Below are 22,634 nucleotides of genomic sequence, written 5' to 3' on the forward strand. Positions count from 1 at the left end.
TCATGCCTCCGGCCCTGTGAGGAAGACGACGCCACAGGAGTCGATCGTGACTTGCGGAGCCTCGACGGCCGCCAAGACTGCTTCCAGGATGCGCGGGTCGTTCGAAGCCTCTGCCCCGGCACGGCGACGCGCCTGCACCACGGCCTCCTCCTGCGCACGCATCGCCTTGGCTCCGGCGGACGCGTCAGATGTGTGTCGCTGCACAATGGGACGGCACACCACCCATCGCAACGCGTCGCGAGCCGCCTGTTCGCACTGATCCGCCCAGTTCACCGCCCGGGTCAACTGTTCCAACCGTTCCGGGCGGCTCCCGAGATCATCGCCGGCAGTGGTGTCGAGTCCCCGGCACACCTCGTCTGGGGGCTCGCCCTGTCCGGGCCGCCACCACACTCGCTGGGACAGCGGCGGAAACAGTTGGCCCAGCCGCGCTCTGGCGGCCGCCGCAGCCGCTTGGCCGACCACCCTCAGGTCGTCTATGGGCGTGGGATCGGGTGCGACGACGACGCTAAACATGAATACCGTCACGACGGAGCCGGGCTCCCGGCGCGGTTGGTAGATCTCAGCCGCGAAGGCTCGCCCTCGATCGTCGTACATCGCCAGGTCCGCGAACCGATCGACAATCGGTTCGCCCCACCGAAGCAACCCGGCACCGCTTACCGCCCTGGCGCGCCGGTGAGCGTAATGGCGGCGCAGGTTAGCCGGTCCGATCTTGTGGACATCCGACTCCGTGACGCGGGGCGGGCGCCTGGTGCTGACGCCGAAGCGGGTAAGGTGCTTGTCCACATCCTCAGTGAATCCGAGCACCTTGACGGCATAGCCGCGGAATGCGCTCAGGGTAGCGTCTGGGCGATCGCCCTCGACCATGCTTCGGGCCAACTGCCCGTCCTCCGCGCGATCCTCGATCGCGTCGAGCAGGTCCTGTCCCTCGATACGCCTCCGCTGCTTATCGAGATTCTCTCTGCGTCCGGCCATGCGTTCGCTGGCGTCGGGAAGCCCTCGGTCAATGGCGTCAGCGAGAAAGTCACGTTCTACATCTGGAAGCACGTACTGCAGGGTTGCGCTGGACTCGCCGAACAGGCTCAGCCCTTCGTCAATGGCGTTCCGCCATCCTCCCAGGTTCGCGTCGAGCGTCTCGGATTGCTCTCGAAACGTTGTCGAGCGAACGGGCGTCTTGGCTGAGTGGCGTTGTGGAGCCCATCGGTCAAACCGTCCCAAACGCTGTTCGATGCGGGCGATGTTCACGGGCAGGTCAAGGTGCAAGACGTTTTCAATGACCTGCAGGTTGATGCCTTCCTCCCCGCTCCGGTCCATCACGATCACGGCTCGAGACGGCTCGTCGACGAAGTGGCGGGCCGCCTTGCCGCGTTCAGCAGCGCTCATCGTCGACAACAGGCGCACCACGCGGCCAGTACCGAACTGGGCCTCCAGACGCTGCGCGGCGGCTTCAGCCGTCTTAGGGAAAGAGCATGCCACCGCGACACGATGACTCCCGATATACGGCCACGCCCACTGCACCACGGCCGTTAGCCGGTCATCGTCAGTGGCCAGGTCGAGGATCGCCTCGATCTGGTCGGCGATCGAGATGCCAAGCGCAGTACCGGCGAAGGCAGCCAGCGATGCCGTCTCTGCAGCGTCAAGATCGTGGCCAGTCTCGCCACGCAGGGCCATCGCAAGATCCGCGAGCGCAATTACCGGTGCCGTGGCTCGGCCGAGAACAGTGCGAAAGAACTCTTGGGCGTGGTGCGGCTCCAGCGCGGCCAACTCGACACGCAGATCATCAATCATCCTCAGGACGGCAGGGCGCCTTGGATCCGGATCAGTCACCAACCAATCCCGCCCCACGGTGCGGCCACGTACAGGGAACAGGCGGGCCAACGAGGCAGTCCTGCGCGTCCGGATCATGCGGCGATGGATGCGGTGCGTCTCGGCGAGTTGCGTTCGGACGCGGTGGCAAACCGCTCGGACAGCATCGGTGTCACGGCTTGCGATAAGGCGCTCAAGCACGTCCAACTCCTGCTGCAGCCAATGCTCATGGGGCAGCATCTGCCGCAGCGCCGAACATGGCTCATCGAGGAACATCACCGGGGCATCATCGCTGAGAGCGGCCAGGGCCTGCGCGAGTTCATCGCGGATCTCGACCCGATGCCGGAACTCCCGAATACTGTCGAGTGGGTAGGCAGAGGGGTCGAGTAGGTGAAGCATTCTCAGGAAGCCATCTTCGTTTGACCGCACAGGAGTCGCGGACAGCAGCAGCGCACTTGACGCTGCGTGGCTAATCTCGCACAGGCGTCGGTAGTCCCTACCACCGTGACCATTCGCGGCAGTAACCTGGTGCGCCTCGTCGATGATTACGATCATCCGCTCCGTCGGGGCGACCGACGGGATGGCAGAGTGAGGAAGCACCCGGACCCGACCTGGAAACTGATCGACGCGAAACTTCGAGAGCAACTCGTCCCGCCACTGGTCGGACAACCCGTCCGGCGCGAGAACGAGCGCCTCACCGGTCTCATTGAGGAGGAGTTGCCGCAACACCATCCCCGCCTCGACCGTCTTGCCCAGGCCGACCTCGTCCGCGAGCAGGTATCGCTTGACAGGGTCGGCAAGGATGCGCCGCGCGGCTCCAACCTGGTGAGCGTGAGTCTCGACGCCCGAGGACCAGATCCCGGCCAACCCCTGAGCGGCGACACGCTGACGGAGAACATCCCTCACGAACGCAGTACGACGGTCATGCACGAACCGACTCTCGACGGTGCCGGCCTTCAAGAGCGCCACCGGGTCATGAACGGGCTGTGACCACCGAACGTACAGCCGATCGGCCGGGATGCACTCGGAGCGGCCGTTGGGAAAATCGACCAGGTATGATTCATCGCTCGAATCACATTCATCGATGAATCCGGCCTGCCATGTTCCGCCGTGGAGGCACCAGACTCGCTGATGCCGCTGCAGCCGCACTAACCGAAGGGCAGCATTGCCCACTGGTATCGCTATCTCCTCCGTCGCAGGCCCGTCGAAAAAGCGAACAACTCCCGATTCTTTGCCGAGCTTCCCGATGCCATACACCGGATGCCGGACGAACACATCGTCACTCTTGGCAACTGCGTCATTCATGGTGCGCTCTCACCTGCTCAACGGGCGGAGCATCCCCTGCCTGAGACACCCCCACCCTTACCCATAGGGGTTCAACCGCGAGGCTCGGGACCTTCAGGTCCGACCACGCCAACCCCGGCCGAGATCCGTGATCCCACGGCCGGCCCGCCGTCACATATGCTGACAGCACCCTCGCGCAGGCGCGCAGATCCAACCTCCCCACTGGCGGTCCCCGGACCCTACCCGCACAAGTCCCACCTGCGGGACCCCCGATGTTCCGCCAATCGGCTGGCCTCTGTTGACCTCTTCCCGCCGTCAATTGCCTTCGGGGTCAATATTGCGCCGAGGCAACTACTTGCCGACGATGTACCCCTCGCCTGCTCAGCGGCGGGACGGCGGCTCCTGACCGGCGTCGCGACCCTCACCGCAGCGTCGGCCGTCAAGACGATTCACGCGCGCGAAGCACACTGTCGGAGATGCGACAGTGTGCGAAACGACAGCTCCGCGCACATCGCGCGCAGTCGGGGGAGGCAGGTGTAGGGCCGACCGCCTGCTTCAGACAGGCGTCAAACGTCCGTCGCGTAGTACACCCGCTCACTCTCCTCGAACCCATCGAGGAACAGCGCGTACACCGCCGCCATCCGCAGCGCTGCGACCGGCCGCAGCAGCTCGACGGCCCGCTCCCGATCGCGCCCCGGCACGTCCGCCCGCAGCCAACGAAGACATCGGCCGGTTCGGTGACCTTGTCGCCGTCTACCCGAACCGGTCCGAGCGCTCCACAGACCTGCCAGCTGACCAACTGCTCGGCGGAGCACAGGACGTGCAGGCGATCGGGCTGTCGCTCAACCAGTTGTCGCAGGGCTATGCCGATCGCCGGTGGCACGACCTGATCGCGGCCGGCGCGCACGTCCGCCTCATGCTCCTCGGCCCGACGGGCAGGCCGTTCAGGCGCGCGAGGCAAAGGAAGGCTTTCCGGCGGGGCAGCTTTCCGGACTGGCGAAGCTCAACATCGGAAACCCTGGTGCGGATACCCGACAGGCTGCCCGATGGGCTCCAGGGCCGCACGAACCGGCCGTCTACGACGACAGGCTCCGCTTCAACGTGGTCCTGGTCGACGATCTCTGCGTCACCCAGCCGTACCTGGCGGAAAGTCGAGGAGTGGAATCGCCCGCGTTCGTCGTCAGAAGGAGACCGGGCCGGGGTGGGCTGTATCCGGTGTTCGAACAATTCTTCGAGACAAAGTGGCGACCCGGGGCGGCAACTGTGAACGACTACAGACACCTGGTGCCTGTTGCGATCGAAGCGGTTGCGCGGGCGGCCGAGACAATGCGACGTCGGCCACCAGGCGCGCTAATCGTCAAGGGTCATGGACCCGACACCAGTTTCGACAACACCGCAGCGTGAAAGCAGCTACGTTGCCCGAGTGACGGATCTTGGGCGGGGCGTCTACGAGCACCTCATCACCCGTGAGCTGGCCACCCGCCTTCAGCAAGTCGACCCCGCCCTCGTTCAGCACCACAAGCTCGACCCCGCCGACGCCACCGACGCCCTCGCCCGTCACATCGCCGCACTGGCCCACCGCGCCCTGCACGCCGTACCCGCCGGCGACGACAAACTCCACCGCCAGATCGAGCTCGCCAACCGCATCGCCGACGCCATCGCCGCCGAGAGCCCGCAGGCGTCGACGGCACAGGACCAGGTCACCGACGCCAGGCACCTCCTATACGCCATCGCCGCCCCACCCACCCCTCCCGCGCAGCCAGCCTTTCCGCAGCGCCCCACCACCCCGCTCTCCACCGGCGCCCTGCTGGTCAACGGCCGCCACCAGCCGCGCATAGGCCACGAAGTCACCCACGAGATGGCGTCGGCAGAGCAGGTCGACCTGCTCTGCGCGTTCATCAAGTGGTACGGCCTGCGCATCGTCGAGCCCGCCATCCGCGACCTGATCGCCCGGGGCGGCAAGCTGAGGGTCATCACCACGACCTACCTGGGCGCGACCGATCAGCGGGCCCTCGACCGGCTCGCCGAGCTGGGCGCCGAGATCAAGGTGTCCTACGAGACCAGGACCACCCGACTGCACGCCAAGGCGTGGCTGTTCCGCCGCAACAATGGCATGACCACCGCGTACGTCGGCTCGTCGAACCTGTCGAAGACCGCGCTGATCGACGGCGTGGAGTGGAACGTGCGCGTCTCCAACGTCGAGCAGCCGCACGTCATCGACACGTTCACCGCCACCTTCGAGGACTACTGGAACGACCCGGCGTTCGAGGACTACGACGCCACCCGGGATTCCGAGCGGCTGCGGAACGCCCTCAGCGGGGAGCGGCGCAAGGACTCGCCGACGCAGATCGCCAACCTGGACGTGCGGCCGTACCCGTACCAGGCCGAGATCCTGGCCGACCTGGACGCGGAGCGGCAGGTGCACGGCCGGCACCGGAACCTGGTGGTGATGGCGACCGGCACCGGCAAAACGGTCGTCGCGGCGCTGGACTTCCGGCGCCTGCACCGCAAGGGTCAGGTCGACTCGCTGCTCTTCGTCGCCCACCAGGAGCAGATCCTCACCCAGAGCCTGGCGACGTTCCGGCAGGTAATGCTCGACGGCAGCTTCGGCGAAATCCTGGTCGGGGGCAAAACCCCGACCAGGTGGCGGCACGTCTTCGCCTCCATCCAGTCGCTGCACCGGCGGGAGATCGACCCCGAGGCGTACGACATGGTGATCGTCGACGAGTTCCACCACGCGGAGGCACCGACGTACGCCCGACTTTTGGAGCGGCTTCGGCCGCGCGTACTGCTGGGGCTGACGGCGACCCCCGACCGGGCCGACGGTCGGGATGTGCGGCGGTGGTTCGACGGCCGCGTCGCCGTGGAGCTGCACCTGTGGGAGGCGTTGGAGCGGCAGTTACTCGCGCCGTTTCAGTATTTCGGGCTGCACGACGACGTGGACCTGTCGCGGCTGCGCTGGAAGCGCGGTCAGGGGTACGACCTCGGCGAACTCGACGGCCTCTACACCGGCAACGACGCCCGGGCGCGGCTGGTGCTGAAGGCGGTACGCGACACGGTCGACGTGGACCGGATGCGGGCGCTCGGGTTCTGCGTGAGCATCGCCCACGCGCGGTTCATGGCGGAGTGGTTCACCCGGCACGGAGTGCCGGCGGCGGCGGTGACCTCCCAGGTCGACCGGCCCGTGCAGCATGATCTACTGCGGGAGTTCAAGGCCGGCAAGCTGCGGGTGCTCTTCACCGTCGACCTCTTCAACGAGGGCGTCGACCTACCGATGGTCGACACGATCCTGATGCTGCGGCCCACCGAGAGCGCGACGATCTTCCTTCAGCAGCTCGGCCGAGGGCTGCGCCTGGACGACGACAAGCCCTGCCTGACGGTGCTCGACTTCATCGGCGGACAGCACGCCAACTTCCGCTTCGACCTGCGCTGGCGCGCGCTGACCGGCGTCAGCCGCCGGGAGATCAGGGACGCCGTCGAGCAGGACTTTCCGTCGCTGCCCAGCGGATGCCACATCCAGCTCGACCCGGTCGCCCGCAAGGTCGTGCTCGACAACCTGCGCACCGTCATGCCGACGTCGAAGAACGGCCTGCTGGCGGAGCTACGGCACCTCGGGGACGTCGGCCTCGCCGAGTTCCTGCGGGAGACCGGGGTGGAGATCGAGGACGTGTACCGGTCGGCGACCATCGGCGGGTGGACCGGACTGCGTCGGCTCGCCGGGCTGGAGTCGTCGACGCCGGGGCCGGACGACCGGGAGTTGGGCCGGGCCATCGGGCGGATGCTGCACCTCGACGACCCGGACCGCCTAAACATGCTGGCCCGGGTGGCGGCGGGCGAGCGGCCGGACGACGGGCGGCTGTGGGACATGCTGCACTTCGACCTGTGGGGGCCGAACGCGCCGCTGACCTCGCGGGACGAGCGGCTGGCACGGCTCTGGGCGGAGCCGGCCCGCTGCGCCGAGCTGCGGCAGGTGGCCGAGGCGCTGCGCGACCGAATCCACCGGGTCACGCCGAAGCCGCTGTCGGCGGAGGTGCCGCTGCGGGTGCACGCCCGCTACAGCCGCAACGAGGCGTGCGCCGCCTTCGGCATGCCGAACCCGGGATCGCTGCGGGAGGGGGTGAAGTGGCTGCCCGACGCCCAAGCGGATCTCTTCTTCGTCACCCTGGCCAAGTCGGAGCAGCACTACTCCCCCACCACCATGTACGCCGACCGGGCCATCACCGACAGCCTGTTCCAGTGGGAGTCGCAGAGCACCACGTCGTCGGCGTCGGCGACCGGCCAGCGCTACATCCACCACGCCTCGCGCGGCTCGACCGTGCACCTGTTCGTGCGGGAGACCCGGGTCGCGGACCGGGACCTGGGCGCGCCGGCCTACCTCTACGCCGGCCCGATGACCTACCAGGAGCACACCGGCGACCGCCCCATGCGCGTCATCTGGCGGCTGGCGCACGCCCTCCCCGCCGACGTGTACGCCACCGCCCGAGCCATCGCCGCATGAGATCCCGCCAGGAGGGGCGAGCTCCGGCGGGGTCTCGGAGATCTGGCAGGGACCGTAGGTGCCAGGTGGGTCAGTGGTCCTCCGGGTGGGATCTCCTCGCGCCATCGCCGCTCATCGGCGTGCTTCAACCCCTTCGGGGCGGACCAGACGCTGGCGCAGGCTCTGAGCGGGTTGCTATTCGGCGGCGAGGCGCCGGGCGTAGCGGCCAACGGTTTCAGCAAGCGCCAACGTGAAGGCTGTACAGGTGGTGAGGAGAGAGGGAAGACCTTTCAGGTGCTCTGCCAACTCGGTGGCGGCGCCAGGTGATCCGAAGTCATACATGGTCAGCGTGCTGGGATACCACAAGTAGAGGGCTGCCGGGTTGGTGAAGGTCGCTATGCCCCCGTAGGCCATGAAGGTGAGGTCCAGCAGGGCAAACCCGGCGAGGCTTAGCGCCAGAACGGCGGCTGGCCACGGGATTCGAGAAGCGAGTCGCCGGACGGCGACGACAAGGCCGGTCAGGAGCAAGCACCACACCGCGATGGCGACAGCGACAGCTGCCCGAGCCTCGCCGAGGGCGTCGCCCAGGATCGGCACGGACGACAGGGCGAGGATGCTGAGGGCGAGCAGAGCGGGAACGAACAGTGGCCATCCGGCCATAGCAGGTTGCCGGCCCACACGCCATCCGAGCCAGGCCGCCGCGACACCGACCGGGACGACGGCCAGCGCCGTCACGGCTTCGACCAGTGCTCGGCTGGTGCTGGCGTCGATGGTGGCAACGATGAGGATGCTGAGGGAGGCGACTGTGAGCCAGGCCGCGCCGAGCATCGGTGGAATGGCCAGTACCCCGGCCACCCTCGGGGCCCGGGAACGCAGTTGCGGCATCGACACGAAGTTCCCCTGTTCGATGAGGGCGCACCACACGACGTCTATGAGGTCGCGGAGGGGCCGTGGTGATTGGACGAGCAGGTGGACGATTTCCGTGGACGCAACCGGCGGCCGTCGGCGTTCGGGGCGAACCTGACGTCCAGTCTCATGCTGAGTGCCCGTGCGAGACGCTCCAGGACCGGCAGGGTCGGCACAGTGCCGCCCGCCTCGAATCGGGCCACGGCGGACTGGGTCATACCGGCGGACCTCGCCAGCTGGCTCTGGCTCCAACCATTGCGCTTTCGCAGGTGCCGCACCTCCTGCCCGAGCTCGAAGGCGATGCGCGTCGCCTCGTACGCCTCGGCGGCTCCGGGCTCCGCCATCCGGCGGTCACGCAGGTCGTTCCAGTCGACGCGATCACTCATCGCCATAGCGCCAATGCTATGCCGTGGAGTCCCCGACCTGCGCCACCTTGATGTCAGGACATGTGTGCCGAGGCGTCCACCACCCGGTTGCTGGCGATGGCCAACTCCTCGTCGGTGAACAGCGAACGGAAGCGGGGCCGGATCACCACTGCCTCGGCAGTCAGGTCCACCCGCCCCCGCTCCCACAGCGCGGTGAACCCGTCGGAGACCACCGGGTGGTGCAGGAGCTGCCGGGCCGTGGCGAGGCCGCCCTTCTCGGTCACCAGCCGCAGCAGCAGGCTGGCGTGGTAGTTCGCCTCGTCCCGCGCCCGCTCGTACGTACGCACCATCGCGTCGTGGAACGCGGCTTCGAGCGCCCGGCGGTCGGCCGAGACCTCGACCTCCTCGTCCGCCGGCTCGGCCTTTCGGTCGTACGCCCGCACCATCGCCTGGTGCAGCGCCTCCTCCAGTTCCCGCCGGGCGGGCGTCCCCTGCCCCGCCGGCGCGGGCCGCGACCCGGCCGGGCCGCGCTGCTCTGGCGCGGACCGGACCGGCGGCGCGGCCTGGCGGCCGTCGCGGTTCTCGCCGCCCGACAGCCGCAGGAGTCGGGTGACGCTGCGGAAGCGTACGGCGGCGGGGCTGGTGGCCGGGAAGTACTGAACGAGGCCCGCGTGCCGGCCGTGGCTGTCCTCGATCGGCATGTCGCGCTTCATCGACGCCGCGGCAACCACTGCCCGCGCCTCGTGCGGGCGCACCCAGCAGACCAGTCGCGCACCGTTCGGGTGTGCCCGCTCGACGCGGACGTTCGCCCGGTACTTGCGCGCCTCGGCGGAGGCACTGTCGTAGTAGCGGGCCCACCCCAGCACCTTGCCCTCGTGCCGCACGGGCACGTCGCGGCAGTGCTGGTAGCTGTCCAGGGCGGTCACCGCCTCGTACTGCCGCAGCCAGGCCACGTTCCGGTAGCCGGCGGGCACCGGCACGATCCCCTCGTCCGCCGCCTGTGCCGGCTCCTGAGGCGATGGTGGGACTGTGACCGGGGAGGGCCTCGTCGGGGGCGCAACGGTCGGGCGCGGCTCGTCGTCAACCCTGGGCGCCACCGCGGCGGGGCCGGCCGCCGCCTCGGGGCGGACCGGTTCAACGGGGAGGGGCGTCGAGGGGCTGGCCGGCCCGTTCGGCTTCTCGCCGCCGGCCGAGTCCTTCGCCGGGGCGGCAGAGGTGGCCTCGGCGCGAGGCCGGCCCACCAGCGGTTGCTCGATGTCGCCCGGCAGGGCATGGGCATCGGGCTCGGTGTCCGGCGGAACCTCGTCGACCGGCGAATCCGACGCGACGGAGGGCGGCCCAGCGACAAACGACGCCGTGGAGGACGATGCAGCGGCAGACGGCGCGGTCGCACTCGACGGGGCGACCGTCGTGCTGGAAGCCGGGGCAGTCGTGCTGGAAGCCGGGGCAGTCGTGGCGGAGGCCGGCTCGACGACATCCGCGTCGATGACCGGAGCAGCCGTCGGGGACGACACCGCGATGCCCAGCTCGGTGATGCGCTCCCAGAGCGGCTCCAGGGCTGCCTCCGGGTCCCGGCTGAAGACGCTGCCCCGGATGCGGACGAAGACGCAGTTGCCGACGCGCTCCAGCACCGCCTGCCGGCGCATGTCGCTCTCCCACTGGTCCGGCCCGTGGTAGGCGTCGCCGTCGCACTCGATGGCGAGCCGCCGCCCGTCCGGCGCGGGGAGGACGAAGTCGATCCGGTACCCGCCGATGCGGAACTGCGGCAGCGGCCGGTATCCCCGGCCCAGGATGCGCCGGAGCACCGCGCGTTCGAAGTCGCTGTCGCAGCGCCTCTCCAGGTCGTCGTACGCCTCGTCGGCGGCGGTGACGTTCTGGCAGTAGGTGAGCAGCAGCCCCCGGGCGTCGTCCTCGCGCAGGTCGGCGGGCTGGACGGAGTGGAAGACCCAGAGCTGGTCGCGGGCCCGGGAGGCGGCGACGTTGACCCGCCGGTGGTGGTCGCGCTTGGTGAACGCCGAGACGATGCCGTTGTGCGGTGACACGACCGTGGAGACGAGCACGACGTCCCGCTCGTCGCCCTGGAAGGTGTACGAGTCGCCGACGCGCAGCCGACGCCGTTCCATCTCCTCCTCGCCTACCACCTCGCGCAGGCGGGTGAGCAGGTAGACGGCCTGCCCGCTGGTGCTCAGCAGGCTCACCACGCCGATCGTGCGTCCCTCGTACGCGGGGTCGGCGACGATCGCGGCGACCCGCTCGACGAGCGCCTCGGCCTCGGCGACGTTGACGTTGCCGTAGGCGGGGAGGTCCTGGCGGATGCCCTCGGGGACGTGCACGGCGATGACGGGGTCGCCGATGCCGGCGGGCCGGTCGGTGCGCAGCGGCTCGATCTCGCCGCCGTAGTACGTCTGGCTGGAGAAGCCGATGATCGCCGGTACGGAGCGGAAGTGCTCGGTCAGCAGGATGCGCTCCGGCGAGCGCCGTACGGCGTGGTCGTAGAGGCTGCTCTCCGGGTCGAAGTGCTCGGCGGAGGGCACGTCGACCAGATGCGAGTTGATCAGGCCGGTGACCGTGCCGACGAACGACAGCTGCGGGCCGATCTGCTGGTCGTCGCCGACGACGACGGCCCGCTCGGCGAGGCTGAGGATCGGCAGGGAGAACATGTCCGCCTGCGACGCCTCGTCGACGATCACGACGTCGAAGTGGGCGCCGCCGGCGAACTGCTCGATGGCCCGGTCGACGGACATGACCCAGACGGGCACGGCGTCGACCGCGGCGTTCATCGCCCGCTGGGCGTGCGCCTGCCACTGGGCGGCGTTCTTGCCCGTACCCTTGCCGATCTTGCGCAGCGCGGTGGTCCAGTCGGCGAGCGCGGCGCGGCGTCGGTCGTCGAGCGCCTTGGAGACCTCCAGCCAGGAGGACGCGACGACGAGTTCCTGGGTCAGCTTCCGGATCCGCTCCCGCGTCTGCTCGATCCGGCGGCCCAGGGCGACGGGGTCGACGCTGCCGACGACGGCGTCGAACCAGGTCTGCGCGCGGCGCCACTGCCAGCGGTGCGGGCAGTCGGCCCCGGTGCCGCCGATCGCGACGGCGGTGCCGTCCTCGATCTGGGCGGTCCAGCCCGGCGCTGCCGGCCGCAGCCGCTCGGTGAGCTGCGCGAAGCGTTGCGCGTCGGGGCGCAGCGCGGCGAGCCGGCGTACCTCCGCGAGGATGCCGTCCCAGCCGCCGAGGTCGGCGCGCTGGCGGCTCTGGTCGAGCAGCCGCCACAGCTCGCTGGCGTCCGTGCTGGACATGCCCTCCTCGAGCACCGTGCCGAGGGCCCGCTCGTCGACGACGAACCGGTCATGGTCGAACACGGTCGCGCACCGGGAGACCAGGTCGGTGAGGGCGGTCAGCCGGCGTACGTCGACCGCCTGCTCGGCCCGGGGGACCAGCCGGCGGACGGTGGCGTGCAGGGTGGGCCAGCGGCGGCGGTCCCAGTCGAGCGCGGTGGCGGCGTCGGTGAGCAGCCGGCCGACCCACAGGTCGGGCTGGTCGCCGAGGTCGTCGGAGAGGTTGAGCAGTTGCCGCCACTCGGTCCACCGGGTGTTCAGCTCCTGCCGCAGCCGCAGCCGGGTGACGTACGCGACGACGATGTCGACGTCCTCGGTGGTGCGCAGGGGCTCGCCGTCGATGCGGCATTCGGCGGCGAGCCGGGCGAGGGTGCCCTGGAAGAGCCGGCTGACGCCCTTGCCGCTGGCGAACCGCTGCCGCAGCTCCCCGAGCTGGGCGAGGAGTCGGCGCGGCTCGGCGAGCTGCGCCTCGGGGACGCTCGCCTGGTGGCCGGCGAGGATCCGGGCCGCCGCGGTCAGGTCGGCGAGCGCGCGCTGGCAGGCCGCGACGTGGTCCTGCCACATGGTCTGCCAGTTCGGGTCGGCCTGCAGCAGGGTGGCCAGCCGGTCGGTCCACGCGCCCTCCCGGCCGGCGAGCAGGGTCAGCGCCTGACGCAGCTGCCCGACGAGGTCGTCGAGCGCCGGCCGGCCGAACGCCCGTACCTCCGGCAGCAGGACCCCGGCGGCGGCGAGCCGGTCGAGTTCCTCGCGGGCGGCGGCCAGCTCGCGCCGCCCGGCGAGGACGGCGGCCTCCGCGGGCAGCTCGGCCGCCGTGGGCAGGTGCCGCAGCGCCTGCGTGCGGTCCTGCCGGACGGTACGCCGGGCGATGTCGAGCAGCTCGGTGAACTCCTCGGCGTCGAGCGGCGCGGCCACGTCCGGCGCCACGGCGTCGGGGATGTCCCCGTAGCGGTCGGCCCGTTCCCGCAGCCAGTTCCCGACGTCGCTCGGCGACAGCCGGATGCCGTCGATCTCGTAGTGCGCGGACTCGTTCTCGGCCATCGTGCGCAGGCCGGCGAGGGCCTGCCCGAGGTCCCGCTCGGCCTCCTCCAGCTGGCGGCGTAGCCGGTCGACGCGCCGCTGCTCGCCCCGCTTGTCGAGGGTCGCCCCACGGTCGGAGAGTTCGCGGGCTGCCAGTTGGAGCTGCACGAGCTGGTCGGTGGAGCGGCCCAGCACCGCCAGGCACAGCGACTGGATCTCCTGGGGCAGGCCGTCGCGCAGGACCCGCAGCGGGTCCTCCTTCTGCGCCACGACGAGCACCCGCTTGCCGTGCGCCATCAGGTGGCAGATGAGGTTGCGGATGGTGTGGGTCTTGCCGGTGCCGGGCGGGCCCTGCACGGCGACGTTGCGGTGCTGCGCGAGCCGGCGGGCGATGGATTCCTGCGCCTCGTTGGTCGGCAGCGGCATGAGCAGCCGCTCCCCCAGCGGCGCCCACCGGGCCGGCTGGTCCTGCGGCATCTCCAGCCGGCTCGGCTCGTGGGCCAGGATGGCGGCCAGCGAGCCGATGCTCGCGGTGTCGCCGGCGAGCAGCCGCGCGCGCAGTTCCTCCAGGAAGCGGCGCAACATCCGCTGCCGGGGCCGGACGAAGAGCACGCCCGTGTCGTGGACGTGCGGGCCGGCCAGCGCCGCGGCGCCGCTGTCCCGGACGACGGGGTCGTGCCCGAGCCGGCGCAGCGCCCGCTCGAAGAACTCCACCCGGTCGAGGTCGTGCCAGACGTCGAGGTCGAGCTGGCCGCCGGAGCCGGCAAGGGCGAGCAGTTGACCGAGGTAGCGCTCGTCGAGGCCGGTCAGCGGATCGGTCTGGAGCCGGGGGGCGCCCTGCGGCACCACCGTGACCATCGACCGGTCGGCGTCGAACTCGATGGCGACCGGGGTCACCACCAGCGGGTACTGCACCCGGTGCCCGGCGACGTCGGTGCGGATGACGCCGTGGCCCCACACCAGCTCGTGGGTGGCGGCGTCCATGTCGACGCGGTGCTTCAGGTCGAACAGGCTGCGGTGCAGCTGCCGCGTCGTCTCCGTACGCCGGGCCTGGTCTGCCCAGGGGCGCCACTCCCGCTCGCGCCACTGCGCGAACCGCTCCTGGAGCTTCTCGATCGTCTCCTCGTCGCCGACGAGCCGGGGCTCGGCCGCGTACGACGGCGCACCGGCCAGGTACGGCGTGAACTCCGCGGGCGTCCTGATCGGTCTCGTGGCGGCGGGCAGGCCGACCCGCAGCCAGCTGGCGCCGTCGGTGGAGACGCCTACCTCGCAGTCGGCGTGCGCGGGGAAGTCGTGCTGCCAGAAGGCGTCGGCGGTGGGAACCGTCCGGGCCGGCTTCTCCATCTGCGCCCGCACGGCCATCAGGTACTCGACCAGCGAGGTGGCCCGGTCCCGGATCAGTGCGGGCGATTCCGTCGAGGACGTGGAGCGGGAGAGCATGCGGCACCTTTGGTTCTGAATGGATGGACCTGCCACGACGAGGTCGGATCGGCCTGTCGTCAGGAAATCGGCGGGCGCTGCCCGGCCGGTGAGCGCAGGCTGGACCGCCCCGGGCGCGGCGCGGATCGGGTGTGGGGGCGCGGGCGTCGGGCTGGAGCCCCAGGCATGGATGCGCTCCCGCGATGCGACGGCCGGCCCGCTCGTCGCACGAGCAGCCGGTCCCCTCCGCGCTGACGCACGGCTCCCACCTCCCCACTGGCGGTCCCCGGACCCTACCCGCAAGAGTCCTACCAGCGGGACCCCCGATCTTCCACCGATCGGCCGGCGTCGGCTGACTTGTTCCCGCCGTCAATTACCTGCGTAGTCGATATTGCGCACGCGCAACTACTTGCCGGCAACCCGACGTCCGCCCTGCTCAGCGGGAACACCAGCGCCAAGGTCGACACTCGGCGTGGCGTCCACCCCGAACGGCTGGAGCACGTCGGCGGAGCAGCAGTGTCGGAGACGCGACAGCGCACCGAGCTACCGGGCAGGGGTGTCCGTCATCCGCCGAAAAAGGCGACAGCGGGGGCGACCGCCTTCTCCAGGTAGGCGTCGACGTCGGTCGCGTGGTAGATCCGCTCGCTCGCCTCGATGCCGTCGAGGAACATCGCGTACACCGCCGCCATCCGCAGCGCCGCGACCGGCCGCAGCAGCTCCACGGCCCGTTCCGGCTCGCACCCCGGCACCTCGGCCCGCCACCGCGCGCACCACTCGGCGAGCACCAGGGAGGCGGCGGCGTCCGGAAGCCCCTCGGCCAGCCGCAGCGCGTCGAACGCCGGGTGCCCGACGAACGCGTCACCCCAGTCGATGACGACGTGCCGGCCGGCGCTGGCGCGCACGTTGCCGGGGTGCAGGTCGCCGTGCACGAGGGTCTCCGGCAGCCCGCACCCGCGTACCTCGTCGAGCCGCGCCGCCAGGCCCGCCAGCAGGGACGCCACGCAGGAGGTGTCGTAGCCGGCCAACCGGTCGCGGATCCAGCCCGGCAGGGCGTGGGCGCGCAGGTCGGGCACGCCCACCGCGACCAGTTCCGCCGCGTCCGGGACGGACCGCACCTGCACCGGGTGGAAGTCGGCGGCCATCGCCAGGCGCTCCTCGACGGGGGCGGCGTAGCGGTCCTCCCCGGGCACGTGCTCGATCAGCATCCGGCCGTCGCCGTCGTCGGCGAGCAGCGTCGACGTCTTCCCCGGCACGGTCCGGCCGAGCCAGCGCAGCACCGCGGCCTCGTGTCGGAAGAACGCCGGCACCTGCTTCAGCCAGGCCGTCCCGCCCGGGCCGTCGAGCCGCCAGACCGCCGAGAGGTTCCAGGTGCGCTGCTGGGCGACGGTCTCCGCCGGGCGGCCGAGCCGCCGCAGCTCCCCCGTCGCCCAGGCGAGGCTGCGCGCCGGTCCGCCGGACTCGGCGTACGGGGCGCGCAGCGGGTCCGCCGCCAGCGGAATCGGCGTCGGTACGAGCGGCGTGGCGGGCGGCTCGTCGACCTGCCCGAGGTACGTCACCGCGCCGCCCATCGGCCGCGGCCCGTCGCCGGCCAGCAGGCGGAGCACGGCCACCTCGACGCCGTACCGCCGGCGGGCCTCGGCCACGACGGGGCCCACCTCCTGCCACCAGGGCGACGGCACGTCGAAGGGCGGCAGGGCGCCCAGTTCGTCGCCGGCGGTGCCGACCAGGACGAGGGTCACGGTACGGGACACGCCGGGACGCTACCGCCGACCCGCGAACCTCGGCGACAGGTTAAGCCGCTGGCCGGCCGCACCGCCGGTCAGCGCGACTGGCCGCCGGCAGCACCGCCGGTCAACGGGAGAGGATGGCGACGATCTCGGCGTAGCCGCGCCGGCGGGCGTGCTCCAGCGCGTCGACGCCGTCGCGGTCGGGCTGGTGGACGCGCGCGCCGGCGGCCACGAGAATCTCCGCGATCTGCTGGTACGGCCGGCTGCCGTCGCCGAGAATCACACACTCGAGCAGGGCGGTCCAGCCGAGGTTGTTGACGTGATTGACGTCGATGCCGGTGCGCACGACGCGGCGGACGTAGTCGACGTGGCCGCGTTCGCTGGCCGGGATGACGGAGATGCCGCCGTAGCGGTTCACCATCGTCAGGTCCGGACCGGCCGGCAGCAGGACCTCCAGCATCGCGACGCTGCCGGTCACGCCGGTCACCAGCCACGGGGTGTCGTGTTGCTCGTCAAGCGCGTCCGGGTCCGCGCCCGCCTCGACGAGCACCCGGGCGGCCTCGACGTTGTCGTTCGCGGCGGCCAGCAGCAGCGGCGTACGCCGTCGCGCGTCGCGGGCCTCGATGTCGGCGCCGGCGGCCAGCGCCTCGCGCACCTTTGTCGGGTCGCCGGCGCTCGCGGCGGCGAGCAGGTCCTGGTCGGCGGGTCTGGTCACGGTGTCCTCCGGGGCGGGTGCGGTCTCGGGTGCCGCGCATCCGGCCATCGCGACGGCGGCGGCGAGGGCGAGCAGGGCGCGGCGTCTCACAGCCTGATCAGCTTCCGCTCGACGGCGGCGTGCACCGCCGCGGTACGCGAGTCGACGCCGAGCTTGGCGTAGATGCGGACCAGGTGGGTCTTGACGGTGGCCTCGCTGATGAACAACCGTCGACTGATCTCCCGGTTGGCGTGGCCGCGGGCGAGCAGCGTCAGGATCTCCACCTCCCGGGCGCTGAGGGTGGTCTGCGGGCCGCGCATCCGGTCCATCAGCCGGGCGGCGACCGGCGGGGACAGGACGGTCTGCCCGGTCGCGGCGGCGTGCACGGCGCGGAAGAGGTCGTCGGGCGGGCAGTCCTTGAGCAGGTACCCGGTCGCGCCGGCTTCGACGGCGCGCACGATGTCCTCCTGGGTGTCGTACGTGGTGAGCACCAGCACGCGCGGCGGGTCCGGCAGGGCGAGCAGGTTCGCGGTGGCGGCGACGCCGTCGACCCCGTCGCCGAGTTGCAGATCCATCAGCACCACGTCGGGGCGCAGCGCGGCGGCCTGCCGGACGGCGTCACCGGCCGTGGCCGCCTCGGCGACCACGGTCATGTCCGGCCGGTTGCCCAGCAGCGCCCGCAGCCCCGCGCGGACCACCGGGTGGTCGTCGACCAGGATCAGCCGCAACGGGGGCGTCACCGGGTGTCCCGCAACGGCAGGCTGACGGCGAGCGCGGTGCCCTCCCCGGGCGCGCTCTCGACGGCGAGGGTGCCGCCGAGGGACGCGATCCGCTCCCGGATGCCGGTCAGCCCGAAGCCGCTGGTCACGGTGGGGTTGAAACCCGTGCCGTCGTCGTACACGTCGAGCATCACCTCCTGGTCGCCGTAGGTCAGCGTGACGGCGGCCTGCCTTGCCTGCGCGTGGCTGCGGACGTTGGCCAGGGCGCCCTGCGCGACGCGCAGCAGGGCGACCTCGTTGTCGACGCCCAGGGGCGCGACCGTGCCGGTCACGGCGAACCGGACCGGGGTTCCGGTGTCGCGCTCGGTCGCCGCGCAGAGCCGCCGCAGGGCGTCGGTCAGCGAGGCGCCGTCGAGCGCTGGCGAGGCCAGGCCCCGCACGAAGCGGCGCGCCTCGGCCAGGTTCTCCCGGGCCGTCGCGGCGGCCTGCCGCACATGCCCGCGGGCCTGCTCCGGCTCGGCGTCCCAGTCCCGGTCGGCGGCCTGGAGCAGCAGGTTCATGCTCGACAGGCCCTGGGCGAGGGTGTCGTGGATCTCCCGGGAGAGCCGGGCCCGTTCCGCCAGCGTCCCGGCCTCGTGCTGGCTGCGGTCCAGTTCGTCGCGAGCGGCGAGCAGGTCGTCGAGGGCGCGCTGCCGGGCCTGGTTCTGCCGGTCGAGTTCAAGGAAGACGACGGTGGTGATGGCGGCGACGCCCACCGGCCCGAGCACCAGGCTGGGGTCGAGCCGGTCGGCCAGCCGGATCTGCGCGACGATCACCGCGCCGGTCAGCAGCGCGGCCAGCGGCCAGACCGCGCGGCGCGGGAGTTGACGCAGGCCGACGAAGAACAGCGGGATCGCCACGAGGGCGAAGCTCGGCGCGACGAGCACCAGCGCGAGGAAGGTGACGAGCACCGCCGCGAAGCGCGTCGCGGGCGCGGGCCGCCCCAGCTCGTTCGCGGCATACGCGGCCAGCAGCGCCCCGGCCAGCGTCAGCACCACGGCGGTGCGGTCCTCCCAGCCGTGGCGTACGGCGTAGCGGGAGGCGGCGGCGGCCAGCAGGAGCAGGAACCCCCACCGCATCGCCGGGCGCAGCCGGTCCCTCCGCATCGTTCCACCTCCCGCTCCGCACCATTTGATCTTGACAAGTCCAGCGTACGACAGTTCCGGCCCGGCTGAATCAACCATTTGACGTATCGGGGTTGCATCGGGCGCGCCATGCCGGCGCCGTGTGCCGCGGCGAGGCTGGGGGTGCCAGTTCGACCCGACGCCTTCGACCGGAGGAGCACCACATGATCAAGAACATCCGCCGCCGCGCGGCGCTCGGCCTGGGTGCCGCGGCCCTGGGCGTGGCCGCCGTCACCAGCGTCGCCGTCAACGCCTCCGCCGCCGGAACGACGACACCGGCGGGACCCGCCGCCGGGCCGGTGGCGGCGGCGCAGTCCGCCGCGTCGGCGGCCCGGGGCGACGTCGTCGCCAACCCGTCGCTCGACATCGACGCGGCGCTGCGCGCGGCCCAGGCGACCCTGAAGGCGGCCGAGAAGGACGGCCACCGGGTCACCGTCGTCGTCCTCGACCGGTCGGGCACCGTTCAGGTGCAACTCAAGGGCGACGGCGCGGGCCCGCAGACGGCCGAATCCGCCACCCGCAAGGCGTTCACCGCCGTCTCCTTCGGCCAGCCGACCTCCGCGCTCGCCGGCCGGGTCACCGGGCCGGGAGCCACCCTGCGCGACATGCCCGGGACGCTGTTCCTCGCCGGCGGTGTGCCGGTGACCGTCGACCGGCAGGTCGTGGGCGCAATCGGGGTCGGCGGCGCGCCCTCGGGCGACCTCGACGAGCGGTACGCCGACGCCGGCGCGGCCACCCTGCGCTGAGGTCAGCTCACTGACACAGGACCGGGCCCCGGGCGGCAGGCCGGAGCCCGGTCCCTGTCGTGTCTCACGGCGCCGGACCTGTCGCACGGTCATCACATGCCCCGACCTGGGCCGGTCGTCACGTCGCCCGGCCACCCGGTCAGGGCCGGCGGGTGCGGGCCAGGGTGCCGACGACGGCGAGGGATGCCACCGCCGCCCCCGCGACCACCACGGCCATCGGGACGGCGCTGCCCTCGCCGCCCAGCCCGACCAGCGGCGCGGCCATCGCTCCCACCAGCGACTGGATCGTGCCGAGCAGCGCGGCGGCCGTCCCGGCGTGGGCGGGGTGCCGGTCCAGGGCGAGCGCGGTGCCGTTCGGCATCACCATGCCGAGCGAGCCGACGAAGACGAAGAGCGCCACCGCGACCAGCGGCAGGCTGCCGAGGAGCGCGCCCGCGAGCAGGACGGCGGCGGCCAGCAGCCCCAGGCCCAGCGGGCGCACCAGCAGGGTGCGGGGCTCGAAGCGGTCCAGCAGGCGGGCGTTGAGCTGGCCGGCGGCGACCAGGGCGAGCGCGTTGACGCCGAAGATGAGGCTGAACGCGCCGGCCGAGACGCCGAAGACGTCCTGGAAGACGAAGGACGACCCGGAAATGTAGGCGAAGAGCGCGGCGAAGGCGAGGCCCTGCGCCAGCGCGTACCCGAGGAAGATCCGGTCGGTGAAGAGCGAGCGGCCGGCGGCGGCCGTGGCGGCGAGGCCGCCGGTGCTGCGCCGCGCGGCGGGCAGCGTCTCCGGCAGCCGCCACGCGACGGCGACGGCGAGCAGCGCGCCGATCACGGCGAGGGCGACGAAGACGGTACGCCAGTCCCCGAAGCGCAGCACCAGGCTGCCGAAGGCGGGCGCGGCCATCGGGGCGATGCCGAAGACGAGGGTGAGGCGGGAGAAGTACTTCGCGGCCTCGCGGCCGGAGTACAGGTCGCGGACGACGGCGCGGGCGACGACCACGCCCATGCCGCCGGCGAAGCCCTGCGCGAGCCGCGCCGCGGCCAGCGTCTCGGCCGACGGCACGGCCGCGCAGACGAGCGACAGCAGGGTGTACGCGGCGACGCCCACCAGCACGGGTCGGCGCCGCCCGAAGCGGTCGCTGAGCGGGCCGGTGACGAGCTGACCGAGGGCCATGCCGACGAGGCAGGTGGTCAGCGAGAGCTGGATCTGCGCCTGGCTGGCGGAGAGGTCGCGGGTCATCTCCGGGAACGCCGGCAGGTAGGTGTCCAGGGAGAGCGGCCCGAACGCGGTGAGCGTGCCGAGCAGCGCCAGCAGCACGGCGGCGGCCCGCCCGGTGGGCGCGGCGACGCGCTCGTCCGGTCGGACGGGCGGCGCGGTGGCGTGCGGCATGGTGGTCCCCTCATTGACGACTCGGCTCGCATACGATAGCTCTGACAACAGAGCTATTGCGGCGACGAAGGGCCGGACTGTGACGGACGAGACGGTCGACCAGCTCGGCGGGGCGCTCGGCGACCTGCACCGGGTGCTGCGCCGGGCGGCCACCCAGCGGGCCGCCCGCACCGCCCTGCCGGACGCCCAGGTCGAGGTGCTGCGGCTGGTGCAGCGGTGGCCGGGAATCGGCGTGCGCGAGGCCGCCGAACGGCTGGGCACCGCGCCCAACACGGTCAGCACGCTCGTCGGCGAGCTGACCACCGCCGGACTGCTGCACCGGGAGCGGGACCCGGCCGACCGCCGCACCGTCCGGCTGGACCTGACCGACGCGGCGCGGGAGCGGATGGCCGCGTACGGGCGACACCGGCGCGACCTGCTCGCCGCCGCGCTGGCCGAGCTGGACGGCCCGGACCGCGAGGCGCTGCTCGCCGCCGCCCCGGCGCTGCGCCGCCTCGCCGACCGGATGACGGGACGGAGCTGAGCCACCGGAGCCGGGACGGCCCGCGACTTCGGCGCTACGGTGGCGGGGAACGGTGCCCGGTCGCGTCTGGAGGTCGTCGGGTGATGGAGCAGCGGATCAGCCTCGTCACGCTCGGCGTCGCCGACGTGGCCCGGGCACGCGCCTTCTACGAGCGGCTCGGCTGGCGCGGCCAGGAGGTCGACGAGACCGTCTTCTTCCAGGCCGGCGGCCTGGCGCTGGTGCTCTGGGGTCGGGAGAAGCTGGCCGCCGACGCGGGTGTGCGCGACCGGGGCGCGGGCGGGTTCGGCGGGATGACGCTGGCGCAGAACGTCCGCTCCCGGGGCGAGGTGGACGACCTGCTGACGGCGGCAGCCGACGCCGGGGCGGAGGTGACCCGGCCGGCACGCGAGACGTTCTACGGCGGCTACGCCGGCTGCTTCACCGACCCCGACGGGCACGCCTGGGAGATCGCCTGGAACCCGGGCTTCCCCCTCGGCCCGGACGGCACGCTCACCGTCCCCGACCTCGCCCCGCCGGGGTGACGCGCGGTTCGTCGGCAGGGGCGGCAGGTCCCGCCGCCGCGCCCTGACCCCCGGTGCCGCTCCGCCGTCAGGCGGTCACCCGGCGGGGGTACGCCTCGACCTCCCGCGCCCACTGCTCCGCGGCCACGGAGAGGGCGACGGCGGAGACGGTGAGCGTCAGCGGGTAGACCGCGCCGAGCGGCCGCCGCATCCAAGGCGGCAGGGACTCGTACGAGAACTCGACGGTCAGCGCCAGCCGGCGGCGGCGCAGCACCCGGGCGCGGAAGGCCAGGTTGGGCTCGGTGAAGCGCACCACCGCCGAGGGCTCCGCCGGGTCGCCGGTCGTCTCGGCCTGCTGCCGCAGCCAGCCCGCCAGCACGTACGCCTCGGCCACCGTGAGGCAGGGCGTGAAGTGCGACCAGGCCTGCCCGTCGGCGGTGCGGGCGTCGGTCTCGACGAGCAGCCAGTCGTCCCAGTCCGCCGCCTCGTCCGGGTCGTCCGGCGGCTCGACCCCGGGCTGGTAGCCCACCGGCCGGATCCTTACCCGGGCGCCGTCGTCGGAGCGGATCTCCATGCTGCCATCATGACCG

The 22,634-nt window shown here is 72.0% G+C and carries 15 protein-coding genes and 1 pseudogene; 5 read left to right on the forward strand and 11 right to left on the reverse strand.

Translation table 11 applies throughout. From position 1 onward, the window contains the following. Positions 1-3,108, reverse strand: a complete 3,108-nt coding sequence (gene dpdE, locus AB0G13_RS02040) for a protein DpdE (protein ID WP_357867535.1) — start codon at positions 3,106-3,108, stop codon at positions 1-3. Between the two features lie 545 nt (positions 3,109-3,653). Next, complete coding sequence (locus AB0G13_RS02045) at positions 3,654-3,788, reverse strand: hypothetical protein (protein WP_357867538.1); 135 nt, start codon at positions 3,786-3,788, stop codon at positions 3,654-3,656. A gap of 119 nt (positions 3,789-3,907) precedes the next feature. On the opposite strand from AB0G13_RS02045, the pseudogene AB0G13_RS02050 reads away from it, so the two are divergent. After that, a pseudogene (locus tag AB0G13_RS02050) lies at positions 3,908-4,491 on the forward strand (DUF5919 domain-containing protein). A 19-nt stretch (positions 4,492-4,510) separates the two neighbouring features. Then, the gene (locus AB0G13_RS02055) at positions 4,511-7,585 is read left to right on the forward strand and encodes a DUF3427 domain-containing protein (RefSeq protein WP_357867541.1); all 3,075 of its coding nucleotides are present in this window, start codon (positions 4,511-4,513) and stop codon (positions 7,583-7,585) included. Between the two features lie 174 nt (positions 7,586-7,759). Here the strand turns inward: AB0G13_RS02055 and AB0G13_RS02060 are convergent, their stop codons facing one another. The 7 genes from AB0G13_RS02060 to AB0G13_RS02090 all read right to left on the reverse strand — a co-directional run bounded on the left by AB0G13_RS02060 (position 7,760) and on the right by AB0G13_RS02090 (position 18,885). Beyond that, complete coding sequence (locus AB0G13_RS02060) at positions 7,760-8,488, reverse strand: hypothetical protein (RefSeq protein WP_357867543.1); 729 nt, start codon at positions 8,486-8,488, stop codon at positions 7,760-7,762. A 5-nt stretch (positions 8,489-8,493) separates the two neighbouring features. Beyond that, the gene (locus tag AB0G13_RS02065; RefSeq protein WP_357867546.1) at positions 8,494-8,862 is read right to left on the reverse strand and encodes a helix-turn-helix transcriptional regulator; all 369 of its coding nucleotides are present in this window, start codon (positions 8,860-8,862) and stop codon (positions 8,494-8,496) included. A 47-nt stretch (positions 8,863-8,909) separates the two neighbouring features. After that, positions 8,910-14,621 (reverse strand): AAA domain-containing protein, encoded by a 5,712-nt coding sequence (locus tag AB0G13_RS02070; protein WP_357867549.1) that lies wholly within the window; start codon positions 14,619-14,621, stop codon positions 8,910-8,912. Positions 14,622-15,163: 542 nt separating this feature from the next. Continuing rightward, positions 15,164-16,351: an aminoglycoside phosphotransferase family protein gene (locus tag AB0G13_RS02075; protein WP_357867552.1), complete on the reverse strand. Its 1,188-nt coding sequence runs from the start codon at positions 16,349-16,351 to the stop codon at positions 15,164-15,166. Positions 16,352-16,451: 100 nt separating this feature from the next. Beyond that, entirely contained in the window at positions 16,452-17,132 is a 681-nt protein-coding gene (locus AB0G13_RS02080) for an ankyrin repeat domain-containing protein (protein WP_357867555.1), read from the reverse strand. Beyond that, a complete protein-coding gene (locus AB0G13_RS02085) occupies positions 17,129-17,761 on the reverse strand; it encodes a response regulator transcription factor (protein WP_357867558.1) in 633 nt (210 codons plus the stop codon). The genes AB0G13_RS02080 and AB0G13_RS02085 overlap by 4 nt, the downstream gene beginning before the upstream one ends. Then, complete coding sequence (locus AB0G13_RS02090) at positions 17,758-18,885, reverse strand: sensor histidine kinase (RefSeq protein ID WP_357867561.1); 1,128 nt, start codon at positions 18,883-18,885, stop codon at positions 17,758-17,760. Before AB0G13_RS02090 ends, AB0G13_RS02085 begins: the two co-directional genes overlap by 4 nt. Positions 18,886-19,067: 182 nt before the next feature. Here AB0G13_RS02090 and AB0G13_RS02095 point away from each other — a divergent pair, with 182 nt between their 5' ends. Beyond that, positions 19,068-19,649 carry a heme-binding protein gene (locus AB0G13_RS02095; protein WP_357867565.1) on the forward strand — a complete coding sequence of 194 codons (582 nt, stop codon included), beginning with the start codon at positions 19,068-19,070 and terminating at the stop codon, positions 19,647-19,649. 139 nt (positions 19,650-19,788) lie between these two features. Here AB0G13_RS02095 and AB0G13_RS02100 read toward each other — a convergent pair whose 3' ends face one another. Then, complete coding sequence (locus tag AB0G13_RS02100) at positions 19,789-21,021, reverse strand: multidrug effflux MFS transporter (protein ID WP_357867568.1); 1,233 nt, start codon at positions 21,019-21,021, stop codon at positions 19,789-19,791. A 79-nt stretch (positions 21,022-21,100) separates the two neighbouring features. On the opposite strand from AB0G13_RS02100, the gene AB0G13_RS02105 reads away from it, so the two are divergent. Further along, positions 21,101-21,544, forward strand: a complete 444-nt coding sequence (locus AB0G13_RS02105) for a MarR family transcriptional regulator (RefSeq protein ID WP_357867571.1) — start codon at positions 21,101-21,103, stop codon at positions 21,542-21,544. A gap of 83 nt (positions 21,545-21,627) precedes the next feature. Continuing rightward, positions 21,628-22,065, forward strand: coding sequence for a VOC family protein (locus AB0G13_RS02110; protein WP_357867574.1), 438 nt, complete (start codon positions 21,628-21,630; stop codon positions 22,063-22,065). A 67-nt stretch (positions 22,066-22,132) separates the two neighbouring features. Here the strand turns inward: AB0G13_RS02110 and AB0G13_RS02115 are convergent, their stop codons facing one another. Next, entirely contained in the window at positions 22,133-22,618 is a 486-nt protein-coding gene (locus AB0G13_RS02115) for a hypothetical protein (protein WP_357867577.1), read from the reverse strand. Between the last annotated feature and the right edge of the window lie 16 nt (positions 22,619-22,634).

Source organism: Micromonospora sp. NPDC023633 (genome assembly GCF_040640035.1).
GTDB lineage: Bacteria > Actinomycetota > Actinomycetes > Mycobacteriales > Micromonosporaceae > Micromonospora.

Bases quoted from the DNA above. Each gene is read 5' to 3' on its own strand.
- AB0G13_RS02090 (WP_357867561.1), bottom strand. From the start codon at position 18,885: ATGCGGAGGGACCGGCTGCGCCCGGCGATGCGGTGGGGGTTCCTGCTC.
- dpdE (WP_357867535.1), bottom strand. From the start codon at position 3,108: ATGAATGACGCAGTTGCCAAGAGTGACGATGTGTTCGTCCGGCATCCG.
- AB0G13_RS02070 (WP_357867549.1), bottom strand. From the start codon at position 14,621: ATGCTCTCCCGCTCCACGTCCTCGACGGAATCGCCCGCACTGATCCGG.
- AB0G13_RS02110 (WP_357867574.1), top strand. From the start codon at position 21,628: ATGGAGCAGCGGATCAGCCTCGTCACGCTCGGCGTCGCCGACGTGGCC.
- AB0G13_RS02115 (WP_357867577.1), bottom strand. From the start codon at position 22,618: ATGGAGATCCGCTCCGACGACGGCGCCCGGGTAAGGATCCGGCCGGTG.
- AB0G13_RS02100 (WP_357867568.1), bottom strand. From the start codon at position 21,021: ATGCCGCACGCCACCGCGCCGCCCGTCCGACCGGACGAGCGCGTCGCC.
- AB0G13_RS02065 (WP_357867546.1), bottom strand. From the start codon at position 8,862: ATGGCGATGAGTGATCGCGTCGACTGGAACGACCTGCGTGACCGCCGG.
- AB0G13_RS02095 (WP_357867565.1), top strand. From the start codon at position 19,068: ATGATCAAGAACATCCGCCGCCGCGCGGCGCTCGGCCTGGGTGCCGCG.